At 69.3% G+C, this 22,288-nt stretch carries 20 protein-coding genes and 1 pseudogene; 11 read left to right on the top strand and 10 right to left on the bottom strand.

Annotated elements, in window-relative coordinates; all coding sequences use genetic code 11:
• The first annotated feature begins 5 nt into the window (after positions 1-5).
• The 3 genes from DAT35_RS09215 (at position 6) to DAT35_RS09205 (ending at position 2,367) form a co-directional block, all read left to right on the top strand.
• Positions 6-968 carry an FAD-dependent oxidoreductase gene (locus DAT35_RS09215; protein WP_233261383.1) on the top strand — a complete coding sequence of 321 codons (963 nt, stop codon included), beginning with the start codon at positions 6-8 and terminating at the stop codon, positions 966-968.
• Positions 958-1,350 (top strand): DUF2750 domain-containing protein, encoded by a 393-nt coding sequence (locus DAT35_RS09210; RefSeq protein WP_108066568.1) that lies wholly within the window; start codon positions 958-960, stop codon positions 1,348-1,350. The genes DAT35_RS09215 and DAT35_RS09210 overlap by 11 nt, the downstream gene beginning before the upstream one ends.
• A gap of 162 nt (positions 1,351-1,512) precedes the next feature.
• Positions 1,513-2,367, top strand: a complete 855-nt coding sequence (locus DAT35_RS09205) for an OmpA family protein (RefSeq protein WP_233261382.1) — start codon at positions 1,513-1,515, stop codon at positions 2,365-2,367.
• A gap of 6 nt (positions 2,368-2,373) precedes the next feature.
• Here DAT35_RS09205 and DAT35_RS09200 read toward each other — a convergent pair whose 3' ends face one another.
• Positions 2,374-2,592, bottom strand: coding sequence for a hypothetical protein (locus DAT35_RS09200; protein ID WP_108066566.1), 219 nt, complete (start codon positions 2,590-2,592; stop codon positions 2,374-2,376).
• 381 nt (positions 2,593-2,973) lie between these two features.
• Here DAT35_RS09200 and DAT35_RS09195 point away from each other — a divergent pair, with 381 nt between their 5' ends.
• A complete protein-coding gene (locus DAT35_RS09195; protein WP_108066565.1) occupies positions 2,974-5,778 on the top strand; it encodes a kelch repeat-containing protein in 2,805 nt (934 codons plus the stop codon).
• 84 nt (positions 5,779-5,862) lie between these two features.
• On the opposite strand, the gene DAT35_RS09190 is transcribed toward DAT35_RS09195, so the two are convergent.
• Together DAT35_RS09190 and DAT35_RS62325 are read right to left on the bottom strand one after the other, a co-directional pair.
• Positions 5,863-6,306 carry a zf-TFIIB domain-containing protein gene (locus DAT35_RS09190; protein ID WP_233261381.1) on the bottom strand — a complete coding sequence of 148 codons (444 nt, stop codon included), beginning with the start codon at positions 6,304-6,306 and terminating at the stop codon, positions 5,863-5,865.
• A pseudogene (locus DAT35_RS62325) lies at positions 6,307-6,417 on the bottom strand (zf-TFIIB domain-containing protein); the annotation flags it as partial.
• Positions 6,418-6,535: 118 nt separating this feature from the next.
• On the opposite strand from DAT35_RS62325, the gene DAT35_RS09185 reads away from it, so the two are divergent.
• On the top strand, positions 6,536-7,165 hold the full coding sequence (locus tag DAT35_RS09185; RefSeq protein WP_108066563.1) for a LysE family translocator: 630 nt from the start codon (positions 6,536-6,538) through the stop codon (positions 7,163-7,165).
• Between the two features lie 131 nt (positions 7,166-7,296).
• Positions 7,297-7,455, top strand: coding sequence for a hypothetical protein (locus DAT35_RS58865; protein ID WP_158501623.1), 159 nt, complete (start codon positions 7,297-7,299; stop codon positions 7,453-7,455).
• Positions 7,456-7,518: 63 nt separating this feature from the next.
• On the opposite strand, the gene DAT35_RS09180 is transcribed toward DAT35_RS58865, so the two are convergent.
• A complete protein-coding gene (locus DAT35_RS09180) occupies positions 7,519-9,144 on the bottom strand; it encodes a hypothetical protein (RefSeq protein ID WP_108066562.1) in 1,626 nt (541 codons plus the stop codon).
• A gap of 201 nt (positions 9,145-9,345) precedes the next feature.
• Here DAT35_RS09180 and DAT35_RS09175 point away from each other — a divergent pair, with 201 nt between their 5' ends.
• On the top strand, positions 9,346-10,050 hold the full coding sequence (locus DAT35_RS09175; RefSeq protein ID WP_108066561.1) for a bifunctional 2-polyprenyl-6-hydroxyphenol methylase/3-demethylubiquinol 3-O-methyltransferase UbiG: 705 nt from the start codon (positions 9,346-9,348) through the stop codon (positions 10,048-10,050).
• 177 nt (positions 10,051-10,227) lie between these two features.
• A complete protein-coding gene (locus DAT35_RS09170; protein WP_158501622.1) occupies positions 10,228-11,523 on the top strand; it encodes a hypothetical protein in 1,296 nt (431 codons plus the stop codon).
• A 91-nt stretch (positions 11,524-11,614) separates the two neighbouring features.
• On the opposite strand, the gene DAT35_RS09165 is transcribed toward DAT35_RS09170, so the two are convergent.
• From DAT35_RS09165 to DAT35_RS09155, 3 genes are all read right to left on the bottom strand, one after another.
• Positions 11,615-13,456 (bottom strand): hypothetical protein, encoded by a 1,842-nt coding sequence (locus DAT35_RS09165; protein WP_108066559.1) that lies wholly within the window; start codon positions 13,454-13,456, stop codon positions 11,615-11,617.
• A gap of 84 nt (positions 13,457-13,540) precedes the next feature.
• Positions 13,541-14,230: a response regulator transcription factor gene (locus DAT35_RS09160; protein WP_108066558.1), complete on the bottom strand. Its 690-nt coding sequence runs from the start codon at positions 14,228-14,230 to the stop codon at positions 13,541-13,543.
• Positions 14,227-15,750 carry a cell wall metabolism sensor histidine kinase WalK gene (locus DAT35_RS09155; RefSeq protein WP_108066557.1) on the bottom strand — a complete coding sequence of 508 codons (1,524 nt, stop codon included), beginning with the start codon at positions 15,748-15,750 and terminating at the stop codon, positions 14,227-14,229. The genes DAT35_RS09160 and DAT35_RS09155 overlap by 4 nt, the downstream gene beginning before the upstream one ends.
• A 469-nt stretch (positions 15,751-16,219) precedes the next feature.
• Here DAT35_RS09155 and DAT35_RS09150 point away from each other — a divergent pair, with 469 nt between their 5' ends.
• Both DAT35_RS09150 and DAT35_RS09145 read left to right on the top strand, forming a co-directional pair.
• The gene (locus tag DAT35_RS09150) at positions 16,220-17,005 is read left to right on the top strand and encodes a DeoR/GlpR family DNA-binding transcription regulator (RefSeq protein ID WP_108066556.1); all 786 of its coding nucleotides are present in this window, start codon (positions 16,220-16,222) and stop codon (positions 17,003-17,005) included.
• Complete coding sequence (locus DAT35_RS09145) at positions 17,002-18,201, top strand: MFS transporter (RefSeq protein ID WP_108066555.1); 1,200 nt, start codon at positions 17,002-17,004, stop codon at positions 18,199-18,201. The genes DAT35_RS09150 and DAT35_RS09145 overlap by 4 nt, the downstream gene beginning before the upstream one ends.
• Before the next feature lie 42 nt (positions 18,202-18,243).
• On the opposite strand, the gene DAT35_RS09140 is transcribed toward DAT35_RS09145, so the two are convergent.
• The gene (locus tag DAT35_RS09140) at positions 18,244-18,849 is read right to left on the bottom strand and encodes a hypothetical protein (RefSeq protein ID WP_108066554.1); all 606 of its coding nucleotides are present in this window, start codon (positions 18,847-18,849) and stop codon (positions 18,244-18,246) included.
• A gap of 204 nt (positions 18,850-19,053) precedes the next feature.
• Here DAT35_RS09140 and DAT35_RS09135 point away from each other — a divergent pair, with 204 nt between their 5' ends.
• The gene (locus DAT35_RS09135) at positions 19,054-20,055 is read left to right on the top strand and encodes an NAD(P)H-dependent glycerol-3-phosphate dehydrogenase (RefSeq protein WP_108066553.1); all 1,002 of its coding nucleotides are present in this window, start codon (positions 19,054-19,056) and stop codon (positions 20,053-20,055) included.
• A 21-nt stretch (positions 20,056-20,076) separates the two neighbouring features.
• On the opposite strand, the gene DAT35_RS09130 is transcribed toward DAT35_RS09135, so the two are convergent.
• Both DAT35_RS09130 and hflX read right to left on the bottom strand, forming a co-directional pair.
• The gene (locus tag DAT35_RS09130; protein WP_108067200.1) at positions 20,077-20,508 is read right to left on the bottom strand and encodes a hypothetical protein; all 432 of its coding nucleotides are present in this window, start codon (positions 20,506-20,508) and stop codon (positions 20,077-20,079) included.
• A 61-nt stretch (positions 20,509-20,569) separates the two neighbouring features.
• On the bottom strand, positions 20,570-22,288 hold the full coding sequence (hflX, locus tag DAT35_RS09125) for a GTPase HflX (protein ID WP_233261380.1): 1,719 nt from the start codon (positions 22,286-22,288) through the stop codon (positions 20,570-20,572).

Genomic DNA, 22,288 nt, shown 5'->3' with positions numbered 1-22,288 from the left:
CTGGCTTGTCCTGCGGTGTCCGGCTGCTCGAGGCCGGGCACTCGGTGGAGATCTGGGCGCGCGAGCCGCCCGAGCACACCACGTCCGCTGTCGCGGCGGCCGTCTGGTACCCCTACCGCGCATTCCCGCAGGAGCGTGTCACCGCCTGGGCCGGGCGCACCTTCGAGGAGCTGTGCGTGCTCGCCGGGCAGCCCGGCACCGGCGTCAAGCGCGTCTCCGGCATCGAGCTCCTGCTCTGGCCCGCTCCGGACCCGTGGTGGAAGCCGTGCGTGCCGGACTTCCGCCGCGCCACCGCGGAGGAGCTGCTCCCGGGCTTCGTGGATGGCTTCGCGTTCGAGGCCCCCGTCATCGACATGCCGCGCTACCTCCCGTACCTGCTGGCCCGCTTCCGCCGGCTCGGCGGCTCCGTGCTCCAGCGCGAGGTGCGCTCGCTTCACGAGGCGTGGGAGGTGGCTCCCCTGGTGGTGAACTGCACGGGCCTGGGGTCGCGCTCCCTGCTGGGGGACGAGTCGCTCTTCCCCATCCGCGGCGAGGTGCTCCGCGTGGCGCCGCTGCCGACGGAGCGCTTCCTCTTCGACGAGCAGGACGAGGCGCGGGGCATGACGTACCTCATTCCCCGTTTCGACGACTGCATCCTCGGCGGCACGGCCGAGGAGGGGAGCTGGTCGCTGGAGCCGGACCCCGCCCAGGCCGAGGCCATCCTCGCGCGTGCGGCGCGGTTGCTGCCCGCGGGCACCCGCATCCAGGTGCTGCAGCACCTCGTGGGGCTGAGGCCCGGGCGGCCCTCGGTCCGCCTCGAGCTGGAGCAGGTGGGGGGACGCTACGTCCTCCACAACTACGGACATGGTGGGGCGGGCGTGACACTTTCCTGGGGCTGTGCCGACGAGGTCGTCTCGCTCGCCGGCCAGGTAGCCCTTGTCGGACCGGCCAGCAATCCTTGGAGCACTGGGAGGGCGGATGGAACGTGAGCAAAGCCAGGAGCGCATACAGTCCGTGCTGCGGTTGCCCGCCGCGCGGCGCTACTCGTACTTCCTCCAACGTGCGGTGGAGTCCGGCGAGGTCTGGGGACTCGATGGCGAGGGCTGGGCGCTCGCGCTCGATGATGCCGGGCGGGACGTGCTTCCGCTGTGGCCCGCGCCCGAGTTCGCCGCCATCTGCGCCACGCGGCTGTGGTCCGGTTTCCAGCCTCGCGCCATCAAGCTGCAGGAGCTGGTGGAGAACGTGCTGCCGCAGCTCGAGGAGGAGGGGATGCCCGTGGGCGTCTTCTTCACGCCGGAAGGGCAGGGCCATCCGGTGTCGGCACGCGAGCTCATCGAGGCCCTGCGCATGGCGCTGGGACCCGCGGCCTGAGCGCTCGCGGTCCTGGCCGTTACGCGCGGCGTTGAGCGGGAGCCGCTCCGCCGCGAGTGGAACGTTGCACCTCCAGATACCTGCGCTCACCTGTACCGCCTTGAAGCGCACCCGGGCGGGGCTTCTACCGTCCGCGCCATGTCTGGAGATTCCGAAAAGACGGTGTACGCGAAGGGAACGGCACCCCGGCGTGACGGGGGCGCGAAGCCCTGGCTTCCGTGGTTGGTGACGGCGTTGGTGGTGCTGTTCTCCGGAGCCGTGGCCTATCTGGGGTACGGGGCGTATTCGGCGCAGAAGACGCGTGCGGTCGAGGCAGAGAAGGCAGCCGCGGAGGCCCGGGCGCTGACGGTGTCCACGGAGCAGGCGCGCAAGACGTTGGAGGAGAAGCTGGCCGAGCAGCTGGCGGCGAAGGATCAGAAGCTCTCGGCGCTCGAGGACGAGCGCACGCGGCTGTCCACCGAGCGCGAGCAGCTCCAGCAGGCGGTGCAGGAGAAGGACGCCGAGCTCGCGCGCCTCAAGGCCACCTACGAGGACATCGAGCAGAAGCTCAAGGCGGAGATCTCCGACGGAGAAATCCGTCTGTCGCAGGCCGAGGGCCGTATCCAGGTGGACCTGGTGGACAAGATTCTCTTCGACTCGGGAGAGGCAGCCCTCACGGAGCGGGGCAACGAGGTGCTGACGCGGCTGGGCGCGGTGCTCGCCAAGGTGGAGAACCGCTCCATCTTCGTGTCGGGCCACACGGATGATGCCCCGCCCTCGCAGCGGCTGGCGGCCACCTACCCGACGAACTGGGAGCTGTCCGTGGCGCGCGCCGTGAACGTGGTGCGGTTCCTCGGGGAGAAGGCGGGGGTGCCTCCCTCCCGGCTCGTGGCCGCGGGCCATGCGGATACGAAGCCGGTGGCCAGCAACGCCACGCCCAAGGGCCGGGCCCGCAACCGGCGCATCGAGATCCTCCTGATTCCGGATCTCCCCGCGGGCAAGCAGGGCGAGACGAAGGCCGCCGCGGACTCGCGGTGAGCCGCGTCAGGGCGGGTTCGGACGCTGGGGGGGCTGTCTGTGCTTGGACAGGTTGATGGTGACAGCCGCGAAGGCGGCCGCCGCCACCACGAGCGCCGCCACCCAGAACCAGAGCTGAGGGCTGGTGGCGATGAGATGGTTCTCGCGCCTGTCGTCCGTGATGGGCGCGTTCTGCGCGAGCGCCACCATGGGAGCGAGCAGGTACAGCATCCAGGCCGGAATCATGTGCGAGGTCTTCATCACCCGGGAAAGCTGGGCATGTGTCGCGGAAGCAACAAGGTGACGGCCCGCTGCCGCCTGCCCGGCGTGCAGGGGCTCCGGTCGGCGCGGAAACCGCGACGTTCGAATAAGGCATTGAATTCACGAAGGGCTTGCGCGTCCCTGCCCGGGCGTGCGCCTTGTCGTGATGCGCCGTGGTGTTCGCGGTCACCGATGCACGGATCTCCACCGCTCACCTGAGGTAAAAGTTCATCGCCCGCATGCTCCGGCAGTCGCGGACGTGACGGGAGTGCCGAGACCGTGGCGGCGAGTCGGACCTCGCCGTCACGGGCGCAAGCGCGCTCGAGCCGGGCGTGCTGCGTCTGAACCACGAGGGTAGGGGTACCAATGCGGTCTGAAAATCACACGAAGAGCTGTAGCGGCATCCGAGGGCGGATGCTGATGGCCCTGAGCGTGTTGTTGCTCGCGGCCTGCGGCGGCAGTGAGCTGCCGTCGGATGGAGGCACCACACGTCAGGCGCCCGAGTCGTCCGTGGCGCCCTCGGCGGTCAGCACGCGCCCGCAGGGCCTGGGCAGCACCAACAAGGTGCTCATCCTGGCGGGAACCATCACCAACGGAACCGACAGCATCGAGGCGCAGGCCGCCAGGAGCCTGGGCTACACGGTGGACATCGCCACCGACGCGGACTGGGCCGCGAAGACGTCGGCGGACTTCGCCGGTTATCGCGCCATCATCCTGGGCGATCCCACGTGCAGCACCTCCGCGAGCCTGATTCAGGCGGCGGTCAACAGCCGCAACGTCTGGGGCCCGGTGGTCGATGGCAACGTCATCGTCGTGGGAACGGATCCCGTGTACCACGACGCGACTCAGGTCACCCAGAACGCCGTCCAGTTCGCCGCCGCTCAGGAGGGCAAGACGGGCGCCTATATCAACCTGAGCTGCTACTACCATGACTTCCCGGCCAAGACGGTGGTGCCGGTGCTCGAGCCATTCGGCACCTTCACCGTGACGGGCGTGGGCTGCTACGACGACGCCCACATCGTGGCCACGCACGCGGCCCTGTCGGGTCTGACGGACAGCATCCTCTCCAGCTGGGGCTGCTCCGTGCACGAGGCCTTCGACGCCTACCCGGCCGCCAACTTCACCCCGCTCGTCATCGCGAGGGATCCGACGTACGGCTCGCGCCTGCCGGGCTCGAAGGACTTCGCGGATGGCACGCACGGCGTGCCCTACATCCTGGCGCGCGGCGCCATCCCCGTGCGCTGCGGCGACGGCGTGGTGCAGTACCCCGAGGAGTGCGACACGGGCGCCAACAATGGCAAGCCCGGCACGGTCTGCTCGTCCGTGTGCCGCCTTCACTGGTGCGGTGACGGCACGGTGGATTCCGGCGAGGAGTGCGACACGGGCGCCAGCAACGGCTCCGGCTCCTGCAGCGCTTCGTGCAAGTCCGTCGCCGTCAACCGTCCTCCGGTGGCGAAGTGCAAGAACGTGTCCGCGCCGGCCGACGCCTACTGCGGCGCCAACGGCTCCGTGGATGATGGCTCGTACGACCCGGACGGTAACCTGGTGGGCTGCACGCAGACCGTGGTTGGTCGCACGGGCCAGTACTCCACCGAGGTGAAGCTGACCTGCACTGACCAGGCCGGCCTCTCGTCCAGCTGCACGGCGGTGGTGACCGCGGTGGACGAGACGCCTCCGCTCATCACCTGCCCGTCTGACAAGCAGTTCGAGTGCATCAATGGACATGCCATCGGCTCCGCGGGCGCGGCGACCGCCGTCGACAACTGCGGTCCCGTGTCCATTGTCGACCCCCCGGGTGGCATGTACTTCCTGGGCACCACCGTCGCGACGCACACCGGCTCGGACCTCAGCGGCAACACCGCCACCTGCACCAACACCGTGTCGGTGGTCGACACCCAGCCGCCGACGCTGAGCCTGCTCGGTTCGTCCTCGGTGACCCTGGAGTGCGGCAAGCCGTACGAGGAGTTGGGTTGGGTCGCCCGTGACACGTGCGGCGTGGGCATGAATCCGGTGACCGTCTCCGGCACCGTCAACAACAAGGTGCCGGGTACCTATACCCTCACGTACACCGCGAAGGATGGGGCGGGCTTCGTGGTCACCGCCACCCGTACGGTGACGGTGGTTCCGGGTCCCTCTGGCACGTGCGACGACCGCGGCGGCGGGTGGATCCTCACCGGCAGCATGGCCCTGCCGCGCATGCTGCACACCGCCACCCTGCTGGACGACGGCCGGGTGCTGGTGGTCGGTGGCTTCAACTCCACCTCCGAGCTCTACAACTCGGACACCAAGACGTGGTCCGCCACGGGTAACGCCCTGGCCTCCCACCGCGGCCACACCGCCACCAAGCTGCAGGATGGTCGCGTGCTCGTCGCCGGTGGCGGCCAGTGCCCCATCACCAGCGCCACCGCGGAGCTGTATGTCCCCTCTGCGGGCAAGTGGCGGCCGGCCGGTCTGCTCAACCAGCAGCGCTTCCACCACACCGCCGTCCTGCTGCCCAACGGCAAGGTCCTCGTGGCTGGCGGCCGCACCGGTGAGTACGACGGCACCCTGCTGGCCTCCGCCGAGCTGTATGACCCCGCCACGGGCACGTGGACGTACACGGGCAGCCTGAACACGGCTCGCGCCTTCCACACCATGACCCTGCTGCCCAACGGCAAGGTGCTGGTGGCGGGCGGCAGCGATGCCTCCGAGGCCCTCATCTCCTCCGCTGAAATCTACGACCCGGCCACCGGGACGTGGACGACCGTGGCGGGCATGGGCACCGGCCGCGCTTCCCACACCGCCACCCTGCTGCCCAATGGCAAGGTGCTGGTGGCGGGCGGCTCGGGCATCGACGTGGCGCTGAGCGCCTCGGCGGAGCTGTATGACCCGGCCTCCAACACCTGGTCGGCCACGGGCAGCATGAAGGACCCGCGCCGTTGGCACACCGCCAACCTGCTCCCGGATGGCCGGGTGCTGGTGGCCGGTGGTTACCACCAGCTCACGGGCATCATGACCGCCTCCGAGCTGTATGACCCGGCCACGGGCAAGTGGTCGGTCACGGCGGCGATGAACGTGGACCGCTACAAGCACACGGCGACCCTGCTCAACAATGGCACGGTGCTCGCGGTGGGCGGCGTCAGCAACCACGACCAGGCGTCGGCGGAGTACTACGATCTGACGAAGCTGTAACCGCAGCACCCCTCATCGAGGGACCCGGGAGGGCGGTGCTCGCCGCCCTCCCGGTGGTGCCGGACCCTCCTCGAGCGCGCCTGCTCAGAACAGGCTGAAGAGCGCCTCGAGGAGCAGGTAGACGGCGACCTCCACGATGGAGCCGCCCACGGCCTCTCCCACGCTCGTTCCCCAGGACTTCTGTGAATCCTCGGAGGGGTAGAAGGTGATGGCCCCCTGGGCCGATGGTCGCTCGGGGGGTGGTTGCGGCTGGGCGCTCCTCAGCGCCGCCAGCTCGTTCGCATCCAGCCACAGGCCCGGACAGCGCGTGCAGACATCCACCGTCTGCTCGTGAACCTCGAGCGGCACCAGCCGCGAGGTGCATGCCGGGCACCGCAGCTTGGGTTTCGGGCACACCTCGCACTGTTCCTGTCCGGGCGTCAGCGTGTGCGCGCCCCGTGGGCAGCGCCCCTCCTCCGTGTTCGCGATGATCTGCCCCGCGACCCGGGCGATGAAGGGCGCCAGGAAGTCACCCGCCTGCCTCGTCACCCAGTGCCCCATACACCTTGGGCACAGACCCAGCGCCCCATGCTGGGTCCGCAACGAGCGGAGGGGCATGCCGGGGCAGCGTGGACAGTGGGAGACCTTGGAGGTGCTCACCGGACGAGTCTCTCACGGATGTGGGCTCCCGGGTTGTGGCCGTCCGCCTCCGACTGGTGTAGTCCGTGCTCTTCCCGTGACGGGGTCCATCCCCGCCTCGCCGTCCCCTCGGAAGTGAATGAGCACGCTCATAACCTGCATCGTGGCATTCGCCTTCGGGTTCATCGGCTCCATCCCCCTGACCGGTCCGATCGCGGTGATGGTGTTGTCCTCGTGCGTGCAGAAGCGCTTCGGCGCGGCCGTTCGCCTCGGAATGGGGGCCGCGCTCGCGGAGGCGCTCTACGCCGGCGTGGCTTTCTGGGGGTTCTCGACGTTCCTCGCGAACCGTCCCGCGATCCTCCCCATCTCGCATGGGTTGAGTGTGATCGTGCTGACCCTGCTCGGGGTGTACTTCGTCCGGTGGCAGCCCGAGCCCGAGGTGAACTCCGGTGAAGACCGGCCCGTCACCGGCTTCCTGCTCGGCTTCACCGTCTCCGCGCTCAACCCCACGCTGCTGGGCACCTGGAGCGCGGCGGTCGCGTCACTCTATGCGCGGCAGCTCTTCGCCTTCTCGCCAGTGCTCGCGATTCCCTTTGGCATCGCCGCTGGCGCGGGCGTGGCCTGCTGGGAGTTGCTGCTCGTCTGGCTGTTGCGGCGCTACGAGAGCCACTTGCCACGTTCCGCGATGACCTGGGTGGTGCATGGCCTGGGCCTGCTGCTCATCGCGGGAGCGGTCATCGCCGGGCGGGACCTCGTCCGGGAGCTGTGACCGCCTCCGCGGCGAGGCCGGCTCGCCTGTCTCCATGGACGCATCCTCACCAGGTGTGCGACCATGGCGCGCGCTTCGTGGCTCATCGCGAAGCGGGGAGCGGCGTCAGGCCGCTCGCGAGGGGGAACTCAATGAATTCTCGGGCACTCATGGGGCTGGGCATCTGCGCGGCCGGCATCTTCTTTACCTTCATCGTCAAGACCGGCTTCATCTGGTACGGCGCCATCATCTGGGGCGGCATCATGTTCTTCCGCGGCCTCTCCGAGGGGAGCGGCGGCGGCGGAGCGTAGGGACTCCGTTCGAGCGCCCCGGGTTCCCCTCCGAGGACAGGGAGGGGAACCGGGCCCCGGGATTCAGTTTCCGGTGTAGATGCCGATGGCGCCGGGCACGTGGTCCTCGTCGCTGCCCAGGAAGCCCACCAGGATGCGGCGTCCGCCACCGGAGCGGTCCACCTGGATGTCAGTGACGTGGCTGCTGCACATCCGCGCGTTGAAGGCGAAGCAGTCGAAGGTCTGCACGTTGCCGTTCTTCAACCGGAACACCGCTCCCGCCCAGCGGGCACCCGTCCACACGCTGCCATCCTCCGGGTCCACCGCCACCGCGGCCAGGTGCGGGTAGGCGTCGTTGACGTGGACGTAGTGGATGTCACCCCCGTTCGCGTTCATCCTCGCCAGCCCTCGGCTGAAGGAGCTCACCCAGACGGTGTCGTCTCCCGCCACGGCCATGCCGGAGATGTTGTCATCCACGCGCTCGGCGGGCCGGGGCAGGTTCGGCTCGCCCACCGGGTCCGGCCAGATGTCGAAGCGGTTCCAGGCGTACGGCTGATCCTCCGTCATCGACTGCGCGGCCCAGTAGTTGTAGCCGTTGGTGCCGTAGCGGAAGCGCGTGGCGCGGTTGGCGCCGCCGAAGAAGACGTCACCGCTCGGGTGCACCGCCACGCCGTAGTAGGCGTCGGTGAGGAAGACGGTGTTGCCACTCGGGCCGATGGCGTTGATGGCCGGGTGCACGTGCTCCATGACTCCGGCGCACGAGAGCTGTCCGTTGCACGTGTTGTTGCCGGTGAAGCGGGCATCTCCCCGGGCGAAGCCGTGGTTGCCCCCGAACCAGACGCTGTTCGTCTTCTTGTCGTACGCGATGCGCAGGACGTTGCAGAGCTTCTCGCGGCCACGCGGCTCGTCCCGCACCACGTTCGGTCCGGAGAAGATGTCGTAGTGGACCACCTGGAGGGTGCCATCCGGGCGCAGCGTCACCTTGTCCGCGTCGCCGCTCTTGTAGCGGGATGGGTCCGGCTTGGGGCCGTCCCAGTTGTCCTCGCAGTAGTCGGAGCCATTGCCCGGCCTGCCCTCGTAGCCCACGAAGGCGGTGCCCGCCGGGCCGCCCGCCACCGAGATGACCTTCAGGTACCTCTCGCCGGGAGGCACGCTGCCATCCGGCATGAAGCCGTAGGGCCTCAGCCCGTCCGCCATCGTGAAGCGCTGGAGCTTCGTGGCGCCTGGTTTGAGCAGGAAGAGGCCGTCCTCGCCGCCCGCCACCCAGACATTGCCGCTCTCATCCGCCGTCACTCCGTAGACGCGCCGGGGCCCTCCATCCTGGATGCTGAGGAACTGCCAGCCCGGGGGCGGAGTGAAGTCGATGGCCGCCTCGGGTGGGGGACCCGCATCGGGCGTCTGCGTGCCCGCGTCGGTGGCCGTGCCCGCGTCGGTGGCCGTGCCCGCGTCGGTGGCCGTGCCCGCGTCGGTGGCCGTGCCCGCGTCGGGCGTCTGCGTGCCCGCGTCGGTGCCCGCATCCGGCGTCCGCGTGCCCGCGTCGTTGCCCGTGCCCGAGTCGGGGGGCGTCCCCTTCGTCTCGTCCTCGTCCTGGCGGGGCGTGTCCAGTCCGGGATTGCCGTGCTCCGACTGGTCATGCCCCGCCTGCTTGCAGCCCGCCCATACCGCGCCCATCACGACGAGCGCAGCCGCCCACCGCCATCCACCCTTCATGCCCCTGCCCACCCGTTCTCGAGGAACCCGGGTGCCCCTCCGGCACCCCCGCTTCCCCTCATCGCAAGCCGGGTGCCAGCCCATCCTGTCTCGGGGACGGGCCCTGGCGTCGGCTCCCGGACAGCGCATGGGTAGCCTTGTGCCCAGCAGCGGTAGGGTCCTGACCCCCATGGGCCTCCAACCGTGCTACGCCGGAAGTCGATGGCCGGAAACGACACGCGTGGCCGCACGCCGCTCTCTCTCGTCGGGCAGGAGCCCGACCTCCTCTTCTATACCCGTCAGGCAACCGAGCATGGTGGGCCCGTGCTCGTGCTGGGCGCGGCCAATGGGCGCGTGGTCTGGGCCCTGGCCGAGGCTGGTGTGTCCGTGCTCGGCGTGGACCCCTCGGAGCGGATGGTCCAGGCCGCCGAGGAGCTCCGGGCCTCGGAGCCCGCCGAGGTGTCCGGTCGCGTGCGTTTCCTGCACGCGGACCCGCGCTCGTTGCGTCTGACCGAGCGCTTCCAGGTGGTGCTCGCTCCCCAGCATGCCCTGGGGATGATGGGCTCACGCGAGGACCTCGAGGCCTTCCTGGCCACCGTGCGTCACCACCTCGAGCCCGGAGGTCTCTTCGCCTACGACGTGCTCAATCCGCCCGCCGAGCCGGCCTCCCATCGCAACGCCGACGAGGAGGAGCCCGGTGCCGCGCTCGAGCCGCGCCGGCCGGTGTTCGCCTTCCACCTGCGCGAGCGTCGGCAGCCCGGGGCGCCGCTCGGCATCCGCCGCCTCCGGCTCAGGCCCTTCTCCCCGGAGGAGCTGGATGAGGCGATGAAGGCCTGTGGGCTCACGCCCCGCGAGCGCTACGGGAGGTTCGATGGCAAGCCGTTCGACCCCGAGGACCCGCGGCACATTGGCGTGGTGGAGGGGTAGGGCGCCCGGGCCCGCGGGGGCTCAGAGTTGACTTTCGCCATTTTTGACCGGTTCCCTTTGGCTTCCCTCGGGAAAGAGCCTCGCTTCTCCCTCCGAGGCGCCCAAAATGGCGAAAGTCGAGTCTGACACCTTCCTGCCGGAGGACACATGGCGCAACGGTTTCGAGGATGGACGCGTTTGCTGGGACTGGTACTCGCCATCGGGCTGTGGGCACTGGCTCCCGCGTGCACTCGCCCTACCCGGCCGGAGCCGGAGCCGGAGCCCGGCGAGGGCGGGAGCTCCGACGCTGGAACGGGGAGCACCTGTGTCGAACCCAATCCAGGCTTCGGTGCGCTGCCCGACACCGGGGCGTGGAGCGCCTGCTCTTCGTGTGCGTGCGTGGAACCGGACTTCACCGTCTTGCACCAATGGGCATGGCAGACTCCCCGTGACTTCGTGGTCTTTCCGGACGGAGCGCTGTTCGCCGTGGGCACGTACTACAGCCCCACGTCGGTGCCTGCCGGCAGCGGTCCTGTGACATACATGATAACGTGGGGCTTCCACCCGGATAGGTTGCCCGTCTCCTGTGGTTACAAGATCGCTGGTGTGGTAACGGGATCCGCGGGCACCGACGTGGTCCGGCGCGCCGATGGAACCCTCATCATCGCGGGCTATTTGGATGCGGAGATGCGGCTCTGGAAGTCGAGCGAGCCCTACTACGGGCTCCTGGCCTCCTACCGGACGGAGAACGGAGGTGTGGATGTCTTTGGCCTGGAGCCCACCGCGGAAGGGTCCGTCCTGGTGGGGTTCAACGCTTACTCTGGGTCGCCCGGGAAAGCACCGGTCATGAGGGTCCACCGGTACCTCCCCGATGGAACCCTGGACACTGCCTTCGGTACGGGGGGCGTGGTGCAATACCCCGGCGGAGGCCAGCGCAAGGGGACGGCGTTGACCCGATTGCCGGACGGCAAGCTCGTGGTGGTGGGCAGTGGCTCGGACGGCTCATTCGTGATGCGCCTGCTGCCCGATGGGCAGCTCGACTCCACGTTCTCGGGTGGCATCGTCCCCATCGACTGTTGCACCGACGTGGTGCCACTCGAGGACGGTCGCCTGCTGCTGGGCGGCGAGTTCTCCAACGGCGCGTCGAACGGAGCGCAGTTCCTGCGGCTCCAGTCAGATGGAACGCTCGACCCGACTTTTGGATGTGGGGGCCGGCTGAGGATTCCGTTCTCGGGCGTCCCGTTGATTGACTTCTGGGTTCGCCCGGAGGGACGGCTGCTCATGCTCACCAGCAGGGCCGTGTTGCAGGTCCGCCCGGACGGGACGCCCGATCCGGATTTTGGCGAGGCTGGACAGATTCCGCTCCGCCTGCGCGCGACTGTCGGGAAGCTCGCGCCTGATGGATCGCTCGTCGTGCTGGGGACGGTGTTGGAGCAGGCAATGGCCAACAATTATGTGACCGACTTCGCCATGCAGCGCATCCGGCTTCCTTGAGAGGCCCTCACGCTCCCGTACGAGATGTCTGACTCGACTTTCGCCACCGAGGGAAGCCAGAGGGAACCGGTCAAGAGTGGCGAAAGTCGAGTCAGAACCTGAACGAGGCGCCCGCGAGGAACGCGGGTGCGGAGAGGAACCGGTTCGGCGCGGGCTCGTGGAGGGCATCGAGCTGGCCGCGGGCGAACAGGCGCAGGAAGCGCGTCACGTCCACCTGGGCCTCGGCGTAGGCCTCGAGGTCCGATGGGGCCGAGAACCCGCCGCCGCCGCGGCTCCACCCCAGGCTGAGCTCCGCGCGTCCGCCCAGGATGAGCCCGAGCCGCAGCTGCTCTCCGAGGAGCAGCTCCGCGCCGCCCTCCGCCGCGAGGGTGGCGAGGTGCACCCCATGGAAGGCGCCCACGTCGGAGAGGTGGAGGGCTGCCTTGTACCCAGGCCCCTCCAGCACCACAGCCGCGAACAGCCTCACGTGTTGCCGCTCGCCGAGGCTCATCCCCTGTCTCGCTCGGGCGCTGGCGGCGGAGACCTCGACTCCGAGGCTCCGGTCCAGGCGGGTGTCGCGTGTGAGCCGTACCGGCGCCAGCGCCACGCCGACCGCCAGCGTGTCACCCGTGGCCGCGTTGTTCAGCTCGAAGCGCCGCTCCACCGGCGTGACGTGGATGTTGGCGAAGGGCAGTGCGGTGCGGTTGAACACCTTGCCAGGAGCGGCCTGGCCACCCAGCGGGCCGGGATTCACCGCGAGCGTCCCCTCGAGCGCGCCCCAGAGCAGGTACTCCGGGGTCCGCACGGCGTCCCATGCGTCCTCCGGTACCACGGTCTCGCGGAGCACGAAGCGCGTCCGCAGCAGGACATTCCAGGTGGAGCCCGCGCTGTTGAACCCGCCCACTCCGAGCTCGAACCTGGACCGGAGGATCGCATCGTCGAAACGCGGGGTCTCGTACCGGGGAGCTGGCTCGGGGCTCACCCACGGCCCGCTCTCCAGTGCTGCCCCTCCCACGCCAGCGACCTCCGGCCCGCTCCGCTCGCAGGCCGCCCAGATGGAGTACGCGTCCTGCCGGGGGGCATCGCCGCGGGCGATCAACTCCCGGACGAAGCGGGCGTTGAAGTCGTCCGGTTCACGCGTGAAGTGTGAGCAACGCCAGTAGTGTTCCCGGAACGCCTCCGTGTCGAGCCGGGGGCAGTAGTCCCGCCGCAGGTTGGCGCGGACCTCGCTCCAGCGCTTCGGCGTGAACGCGGAGTTGTTGTAGCTCTCGTCGAAGCGTGGCGAGACATACTCGCGCCAGTCGAACAGACGCAGCAGCCGCCAGCCCTCGGCGGTCTTCAGGATGCGCGGGTTCTTCTCCTGGCACAGGCTCCGGTAGAAGCGGAACCCCTGGTAGTTGGCCTCGAGGTCGCCGAACGAGAAGACGCCGGTGGCTGCGAGGCCGAGCGGGCCGTACTCCGTCCCCACCCCATAGCGGATCATCCGCTCGAGCGCTTCGCGTTCGGGGAGCCCCTCCCGCACGTAGGCGCGGAAGTGTTCGATGTACTTCCATCCCGTCTGGAAGAAGTGGGAGAGCTTGTCCGCGCCCATGTGGACGCCGGCGATGTTGAACGTGGCCTTGACGCCGAAGGTCAGGCCCCAGTCCCACAGGCGCGTGTTGCGGTAGATGGAGGACTTCTTGATGTACTCGCTGTACTCCTTCTTGTGCGGCGTGCGGTCGATGCGCGGGGTGTTCTCCGCCCAGAGCTCGATCTTGTGGAGCCCGGCGATGCGGAAGCGCTGGTAGATGCGGTGGGAGACGTCCTCGCAGGAGGTGTGCTCCCAGTCACCCCGGTTCACCAGCTCCAGGGCCCCGAGGATGTCGCGATTGACCTTCTCGTTGAGGACGTCGAGCGAGTCCCGCGGCGGCTTGTCGATCGCGAAGTACTGGTCCGTCTCCGTCGCATGAGCCATTCCCGCCGCGGCCCATATGGCCAGGGCCCCAAGCCACGTCCAACGCTGCACTGAACCCACCCACCACCTCTCGAAACATCGAATTCAGCGGTCGAACCTGTAACCGAGCCCTCGCACGGTGAGGAAGTGCTTGGGCGCCTCGGGATCCGGCTCCAGCTTGAGCCGGAGCTGGCGCATGAAGTTGTCCACCGTGCGCGCGCTGCCCTCGTAGTCATAGCCCCAGGCGGCGCTCAACAGCTCCTCGCGGCTGAAGGTGCGCCCCGGGTGTGCCAGGAAGTGGGCGAGCAGCTTGAACTCCTGCGCCGTCAGCTCCACGGGCTGTCCGCCGCGCGACACCAGCTTGGCGGTCAGGTCCACCTGGACGTCTCCGAAGCCCACTGGCGGCTGTCCCGAGGCCGGGTAGCGCCGGCGCAGCACCGCCTTGATGCGCGCCAGCAGCTCCTGCAACCCGAAGGGCTTCACCACGTAGTCGTCCGCGCCCAGGTTGAGGCCGAGAATCTTGTCTGGCTCGGCCCCCTTGGCGCTGAGCACCACCACGGGCGTGTCCCGGCCGCGCTGGCGCAGCTCCTTGAGGACCTCGAAGCCGTTGAGCTCGGGCAGCATCAAGTCCAGCACCATCAGGTCCGGCGACTCGTCGAGCGCGCGCGCCAGCCCGTTGCGGCCGTCCTGGGCCTGGAGGACCTCGTAGCCCTCGAACTTCAGGTTCATGGACAGGCCGGTGAGGATGGCCAGGTCGTCCTCCACCACCAGGATGCGTGTCGCCTTGTCGCTCATGCCTTTCCCACTGGGAGCTGGATGGTGAAGCGACTGCCCTTGCCCAGCTCGCTCTTCAAGGTGATGCGCCCGCCGTGAGCCTCGACGATCCGCTTGGCGATGGCCAGTCCCAGTCCACTGCCCTCCGTCTTGCGGGTGAGCAGGTTGTCCACCCGGTAGAAGCGCTCGAAGATGCGCTTGCGGTCGCGGGGCGCGATGCCCACCCCGTGGTCCTCCACCGAGAAGTCCACCCACTTGCGGTCCGCCCGGACGGAGAGTTCGATGCGCTTGTCCTCCCGGCTGTACTTGTAGGCATTCTGAAGCAGGTTGAGCAGGGCTCCGGCGATGGCCACCCGGTCCACCTGCACCGGGGGAAGGCCCTCGGGCACGTCCACGGAGAGCTGTAGGTCTCCCTCCAGGCGCTGGGCCCGGAAGGCGGCCACGGCGGCGTCCACCACCACGGGGACGGTCTGCGCCTCGCGGTGGTACTCCTTGCGGCCGCTCTCGATGCGCGACCAGTCCAGCACCCGGTCGATGAGCGTGCTCAGCCGCTCTGTCTCCTGGGTGAGCATCTGGAGCACCTGCTGCGTCTGCGCCGGATCCTGCACGCGGCCCAGCGCGAGCGTCTCGATGAACATGCGGATGGAAGTGACGGGGGTGCGCAGCTCGTGACTGACCAGTGACACGAAGTCCGTCTTCATGCGCGACAGCCGCGCCTCGCGGTACAGCACGCGGCCCGTGTAGACGACGCCGAAGGTGAGCGTGACGTAGAAGAGGCCGAGCAGCACCACGTACACCACGCGGTTGCGGGTGGAGGCGCGGGCCACCGGATCCTCGCCCGTGGGCACGACGCCCATCCGGAAGTCCTGAAGGGGAGGGGGGAGCACCTGCTCGGCGAGCACGGGAGGCCCGAGCGCGTTGGCCTTCGCCTGCGCCACCTCCGACACCAGCTTGCCCATGAGTCCCTCACCCACGGGCTCCTGGCGGGCGAGGAGGACGAAGCGCACCGGCTCGCTGGAGGAAACCCAGCGCTCGGAGCGCTCGTCGAGCAGCGCCTCCACCGCCTCCTGGGACAGGCGGACACCGTGCACCAGGTTTCCCTGGCGCTCGGCGGCGATGAGCGTGGCGCGTCCGCCCACCATGAGGGAGAAGATGGAGGTGCCGGCCGGAAAGTCCTTGGCCGAGGACTCCACCGCGTGCAGGGCCGAGGCGAGCTCGGTGTCGCCCGTGTGCACCTGCTTGTCCTCCACCTGGAAGGTGGACTTCGTGGACAGCAGGCGCCCGCCGGGAGCCACCAGCCGGGGTTGACCTTCCACGAGCTCGAAGCGCACCGAGCGCAGGGCGGTGGGCAGATCCTCCACGAGCGAGTCCAGCGTGCCCTGCCAGGTCGCCTCCAGCCGTTTCTCCACCGCGGCGCGCTCGTTGATGATGGCCACCACGCCGAAGCCGGAGAGTCCGGCCGATGGGAGCACGACCAGGACGATGAGCAGCGCGAAGGTGCGCCGGAAGCTGAGGATGGCGGAGGGCTGGGGGCTCGACACGGCCCCTCTCCTTTACCCCCATGGCGGGCCGAGTGCTCGCGTTCGTTCTCGAGCGGGCGTCCGGTTCGGGCGGCCGCAGTAGCCCGGCGAGCGGGCGGCCCCGGGCTCCAGCGTCTTCGTGGTTGGCCGTGGCAGCCGCTGCCCGGCGGACGGTGGCCTCACCGAGCCCCTCGCCGATGAGGGATGGATGTCCCTGGAGGTGGGCTCTCTGGAGCGCCCGCCCCGCACGTTGACGCAGCCGTGACGGTGGCTTGGAGGCCAGTGTCTGGCCGTGTCCTGGCCACGGTCTCGATGCGGAGCTGCACGTCCGGAGGTTCCTGCTTCCGGTCAGGCGTGACGCTGCACGTTCATGCGGGAAGTTGCGGATGTGGTGCGTTCTGACACCCGCGTTCGGTGGGAAAAACGCAAAAACGCGTTGAGTTCACGATGAAACGGGCGTAATCCTGCATCGGAAAGGAGCAATCGACGCATGAGCACGCAACCGCCCGAGGCGCCAGCCGGGGTCCTGTTACCCGAGGAGCGACGACGCATCATCCTCGAGCAGCTCGGCCTCCGAGGCCGAGTGCTGGCAACGGATCTCTGCCGGATGTTGCAGGTTTCGGAGGACACCATCCGACGGGACCTGAAGGAGCTGGACGAGGCGGGCCTGCTCAAGAGGGTGCACGGGGGTGCACTGCCGATGACCCAGGGGTCGGTGGGCCGGGCCTTTGGCGCTCCACAGCCGGCGAAGCAGGCCGTGGCCCGAGTCGCCGCCGGGTTGATTCGTCCCGGGCAGGTGGTGTTCCTCGACGGAGGCACCACGCTGCTGGAGGTGACTCGCAGCCTGCCGCCGGACCTGCGCGCCACGGTCATCACCCCCAGTCCGGCGGTGGCGGTGGCCCTGGCGGACTACGCGGGGATCGAGGTCCATCTGGTGGGGGGCCGGATGCACCCTGGCTCGCTGACGCTGGTGGGGGCCGAGACAGTGGAGGCCATCCGCCGGGTGCGTGCCGATCTCTGCCTGCTGGGCGTGTGCAGCCTGCATTCCGAGGTGGGTATCACCAACGTGTACGCCGAAGAGGCGTCGACGAAGCGCGCGATGATCGAGAGCGCGTCCGAGACCGCCGCCGTGCTCACCGCGGACAAGCTGGGGGCCGTATCGCCCTTCGTGGTGGCGCCCGCCAGCCGGTTGACCACCCTGGTGACCGAGGCCATTGCCACCGAGGCGCAGCTCGCGCCCTTCCACAAACTCCAACTCCGGATCCTGACCGCATGAATGCCACCGATTCCGCTGTGGACGCGCGGCTGGCACTGCGCAGGCGCGTCGCCATCGCCGCCATCTTCTTCGTCAATGGCTTCGCCTTCGCGAGTTGGGTGCCGCACATCCCCACCGTCCAGACGCGGTTGGGCATCAGTGCGGGGGCGCTCGGCCTGGCGCTGCTCGCCGTGGCCATCGGGGCGCTGGTGTCCATGCCGCTCACGGGCATCTTCCTCGGGAAGTGGGGCAGTAGCCGGGTGACGCTCGTCAGCTCCGTGCTCTTCTGCGCGCTGATCGCGCTGCCGGTGCGCGCTCCCAGCCTGCCCTTGTTCGTGCTGTCGTTGTTCGCCCTGGGGGCCATCAACGGTGCCATGGATGTGGCGATGAACGCCCATGGAGTGGTCGTCGAGCGGTGGATGGGCCGGCCGATCCTCTCCTCGCTGCACGCGATGTTCAGCCTGGGAGGTCTGGTGGGGGCGGGGTGCTCCATGGTGGTGCTCAAGTCGGGCTTCTCCCCGGCCGCGCACATGGCGGGGGCCGCGGTGGGAGGGGTGCTGCTCGTCGGCGCCGCCGCGCGCTGGCTGGGTCCGGGCTCGGCTGGGAGTGCTGGCTCCACACCCATGTTCGTGCTGCCACGTGGGCCGCTGCTGTTTCTGGGAGGCCTGTCCTTCTTCGTCCTGCTCACCGAGGGCGCGGTGGCGGACTGGAGCGCCGTCTATCTGCGGCACTCGCTGCACGCCGACCCTCACATGGCGGGAGCGGGCTATGCCGTGTTCTCACTGACCATGACCGCCGGGCGGCTGGTGGGGGACCGGCTGGCCGCGACCTTCAGTCCCGTGACCCTGTTGCGGACCGGGGGGCTGCTGGCCGCCGGGGGATTGGGGGCGGCCCTGCTGCTCAACCATCCCCTCGCCGCGGTGGTCGGCTTCGGCTGCATGGGAGTGGGCCTGTCCAACATCATCCCCCTGATGTTCAGCGCCGCCGGCCGCACGCCGGGGATTCCGTCGGGGATGGCCATCGCCTCCATGTCCACGGCGGGTTATGGCGGCTTCCTGGCTGGGCCTCCGCTCGTCGGCTTCGTGGCGGATGTCGTGGGCCTGCCCCTCGCGCTCGGAATGCTCGTGGTCTTCCTGTCCATCGTCGCGGCGAGTGCCGGTTGGATGGGGACTTCGAACCGGATGGGCGAGCCTCAGGTGGACCAGCCAGCGGGGTGACGAAGCAGCCACGGCCGTTCCCCCCGTCCTGATGACACGAGCTCAGGGCACGCCAGCGTCGGGACCCAGGCCGGCATTCGGAGTGGCTCCCACGGGGGAGCCATTCGAGGAGGGCGGAGCGGGATGTGTGCCGGCCTGAATGAGACGCTCGGGGGTGGTGGCGAAGAGCGTCATTCGGGCGATGTCGAGCGCGCGCTCTTTATCCTTGCCCAGCCACGTGACGACGATGCCGCAGGGCGTGTCGTCATCCCAGGCGGAGACCTGGAGCATGCCGGGCACGGGCTCGCGGCGGGCGGCGGCCTTGCCCAGGGCGGGCACTTCCACGCCTCCGGCGTTCAGGGCGGGGGTGAGCAGCGCCCGCACGTCCTCTCCTTCGAAGCGCTTGCGGCAGTCATAGGAGATGGAGACGGTGACGTCCTTCTGCTCCGCCGAGCGGAAGATGCACAGCGGCCCGCAGGTGGGGCACGTCCGCTCCTCCTTCAGGGTGAAGCCGGGCAGGGAGTCGCGCACCTCGGGGGCGACGAGCGCCTCGCAGGTGAGGGCGCTCGGAGGGGGCAGCACGCCCGCGTCCGTCGTCCCCGCGTTCCCCGAGCGGCACGCGCCGAGTGCCAGTGCCAGCACGGCTCCCGCGCTCCTGGCTGCCCTCATCCCGGACTCCCTCCTCCTGTGCGCACCCATGAAGGGGCGGATGGTAGACCGACCCGAGCCCCCGGTGGCCACGAGGAAGTGCACGAGGAAGTGCGCCTGCCTGCTGCCCGACGCTGCGCCACCCGCCTGCTGGGAAACCTCGTGCACGGGTGGGGGGTGGTCTAAGCTGCGCTTCCCCCCTCGCTCCCCCAGGAGATTCGCATCATGCGCGCCAGTGTCATCGGCTCCGGCTCCTTTGGTACCGCCCTCGCCAACGTGCTCGCGGTGAATTGTGAGCAGGTGGGTCTGTGGGGTCGGGATGCCACGCTCGCCGAGGCCATCAACACCCGCCACGAGAACTCCGGCTATCTGCCGGGCATCCCCATCTCCACGCGCGTGCAGGCCACGACGAGCCTGAAGGAGGCGTTGGAGGGCTCGGAGATGGTGGTTCTGGCCACGCCCAGCCACGCCACGCGCGAGGTGGTGGCGAACGCGTTGCCGTACCTTCCCCGGCACGTGCCCATCATCACGGTGGCCAAGGGCATCGAGAACGAGACGCTGCTCACCATGACGGAGCTGCTCGAGGACTGCCTGCCGGAGGAGTACCACCCCTACATTGCGGTGCTCTCCGGCCCCAGCTTCGCCAAGGAACTGGCCCAGCGCATGCCCACCGTCGTCACCATCGCGTCGCACTGGGACAAGGTGGCCCTGCGCTGCCAGAAGGCGCTGCAGACGGAGACGTTCCGCTCGTACACCTCCAATGACGTGGTGGGGGTGCAGTACGGCGGCGCGCTGAAGAACGTCATCGCCATCGCCGCGGGCATCGCCGACGGGCTGGGCATGGGCAACAACGCCCGCGCGGCCATCATCACCCGGGGCCTGGCGGAGATTACGCGCCTGGCGGTGCGCAAGGGGGGCAACCCGCTCACGCTCTCGGGTCTGTCGGGCATGGGAGACCTGGTGCTCACCTGCACCGGTGAGCTCAGCCGCAACCGGCACGTGGGAATGGAGCTGGGCCGGGGCCGCTCGCTGCAGGACATCCTGGGCGACATGAAGCAGGTGGCCGAGGGCGTGAAGACGGCGAAGAGCGCGCGGGACCTGTCGCGCAAGGTGGGGGTGGAGCTGCCCATCTGCGATCAGGTGTACGCCATCGCTTACGAGGGCAAGAGCGCCCGCGCCGCGGTGGTGGAATTGATGACGCGCCAGCCCAAGTCCGAGCTGGTGTGAGAGGGGCTCGGGGCGGCGCGCTCAGTATCGGGCGCCGATGCCCTTCACGCGCCACACGGTCTGCCGCTGGGTGGTGACGTGCGAGACGAGCACGCCGTCCTGCTGCATCTGGTCCAACAACCGCACCAGCTTGCTGCGGTCGAGTCCCGTCGCCGCCGCCAGGTCCGGAGTCTCCAGGCCCGCGGGGTAGCGGCGCAGCTCGTCGACGATGAGCTTCTTGAACTCGGCCTTGGCGGCTCCGTCCATGTCCTGGGCCTTGGTGGCCTGGAGGATGGCCATCGTCACCAGCGCGAGCACCAGCACGCCCACGGCGGGGTAGACGATGTGGCTGTTGCGCTCGAGCAGCTCGAAGTAGTTCGGATCCACCGACGACGCGGGCTTCTCGGGGCCTCTGTCGAGGCCGGGGAAGGGGATCTGCGCGAGCAGGGACAGGATGGAGGGGGCGAGCGGCATGAGCACGGCACCGGGACTGTAGAGTGCCCCGGTGCCTGCCCGCAACCCTCCGGCCTCGGAACTACGCCGCCCCGAGGTTCGGCGAGGCCTCCTCGTCGGCGTCCTCGAGCTCCCGCGAGGGCTCCTCGGTGACGACCCCGAGGGTGCGCGAGGCGCCCTCGGCGAAGAGGGTGGTGTCCGCCTTGGCGAGCAGGGAGGACAGGCCCTCGCGGCTGGCGGCGCTGATGGCCACGCCGCCGCGGGTGCGCAGCAGCGACTCCACCTCCTCGGGGGAGAGCAGGTCCGCCTTGTTCCACACCATGAGGCGGGGCTTCTGCATCAGCTCGAGCGACTCGAGGATTTTCTCGACCGCTTCGACCTGTTCGTCGCGGGCCGGGTCGTTCGCGTCCACCACGTGCAGGAGCAGATCCGCGTCGTAGAGCTCCTCGAGCGTGGCGCGGAAGGCGGCCACCAGGTCCTTGGGCAGGTCCCGGATGAAACCCACCGTGTCGGTGATGATGACCTCGCGCTCCTGGGGGAAGCGCAGCCGGCGGCTGGTGGGATCCAACGTGGCGAACAGCTTGTTCTCCGCGAGCACCTCGGAGCCGGTGATGGCGTTGAGGAGCGTGGACTTGCCCGCGTTGGTGTAGCCCACGATGGAGATGACGGGCAGGTCGCGGCGGTTGCGCTGGGCCCGGCGGACCTCGCGCTCGCGGGAGAGCGAGTCGATGCGCTTCTCCAGGTTGTTGATGCGATCGCGCGCACGGCGGCGGTCGATCTCCAGCTTCGTCTCACCGGGGCCGCGCCCGCCGATGCCACCGGCCAGACGGCTGAGCGAGGTGTCGCTCTGGACGAGCCGGGGCAGGCGGTACTTGAGCTGGGCGAGCTCCACCTGGAGCTTGCCCTCGGCGCTCTGGGCGCGCTGGGCGAAGATGTCGAGGATGAGCTGGGTGCGGTCGATGACCTTGAGGCTGGTGGCCTCGCTGATGTGGCGGCCCTGCGAGGGGGTGAGGTCCTTGTCGAAGATGAGGACGTCCGCCATGGCTTGCATGGAGCGCAGGTTGAGGTCCTCGAGCTTGCCGCGGCCGATGAGGTAGCGGGGGTCGGCCTCTCGGCGCATCTGCAGCACGCTGTCGATGACCTCGACGCCCGCGGTGCGAGCGAGCTCCTTGAGCTCGGCGAGGCTGGCCTCGGCGTGGGCGCGGTTGCCGTCCAGGCACACGGCGACGAGGATGGCCTTGTCGCGGCCGGAGACGGTGCGCGCGGCGGCCTTGCGGTTGAGCTCGTCCTCGAGTGCCTCGAGGGTATCGAGCACGTCCGGCTGTCCGTCGTGGACGTCGGGCAGGGTGGAGACGCGCCAGAAGTCACCGGTGCCGTTCTCGGGCACGAGGTGCGCGTAGTGGAGGATGCCGGGCAGACCGCTGTCGCCCACGCCCACCGCGGCGACCATGTCCAGGCGCAGCAGCGCGAGGTCCGTCAGGTCGTCCTTGGTGAGCGGCTCGCTCTTGAGGTGGGTGTGCACCAGGCGCAGACCACGCAGACGCACCTGGCCGGCGCGGGCGCGGCCGATATCCGGCAGCTCCAGCTTGTGAGCGTTGCCGACGACCACGTACTCGATTTCGCCCTTGCGGTTGAGCAGGACGCCGACCTGGCGGTTGGTCTCCCGAGACAACTCGGTGAGGTGACGGGCGAGCTCCGGGGAGACGATCTCATGAGGCGAGACGCGGCGGCGATAGGTGTTGCGCAGCCGGCTCTGCTCGCTTGCCTTGAGTCCCAGGGTGTTGCCGTAGATTTCCTTCAA

This window comes from Vitiosangium sp. GDMCC 1.1324, from assembly GCF_003044305.1.
Lineage (GTDB): Bacteria > Myxococcota > Myxococcia > Myxococcales > Myxococcaceae > Archangium.
The sequence above is the reverse complement of the archived record's forward strand: the minus strand, read 5'-3'. Positions and strand labels throughout refer to the sequence as shown.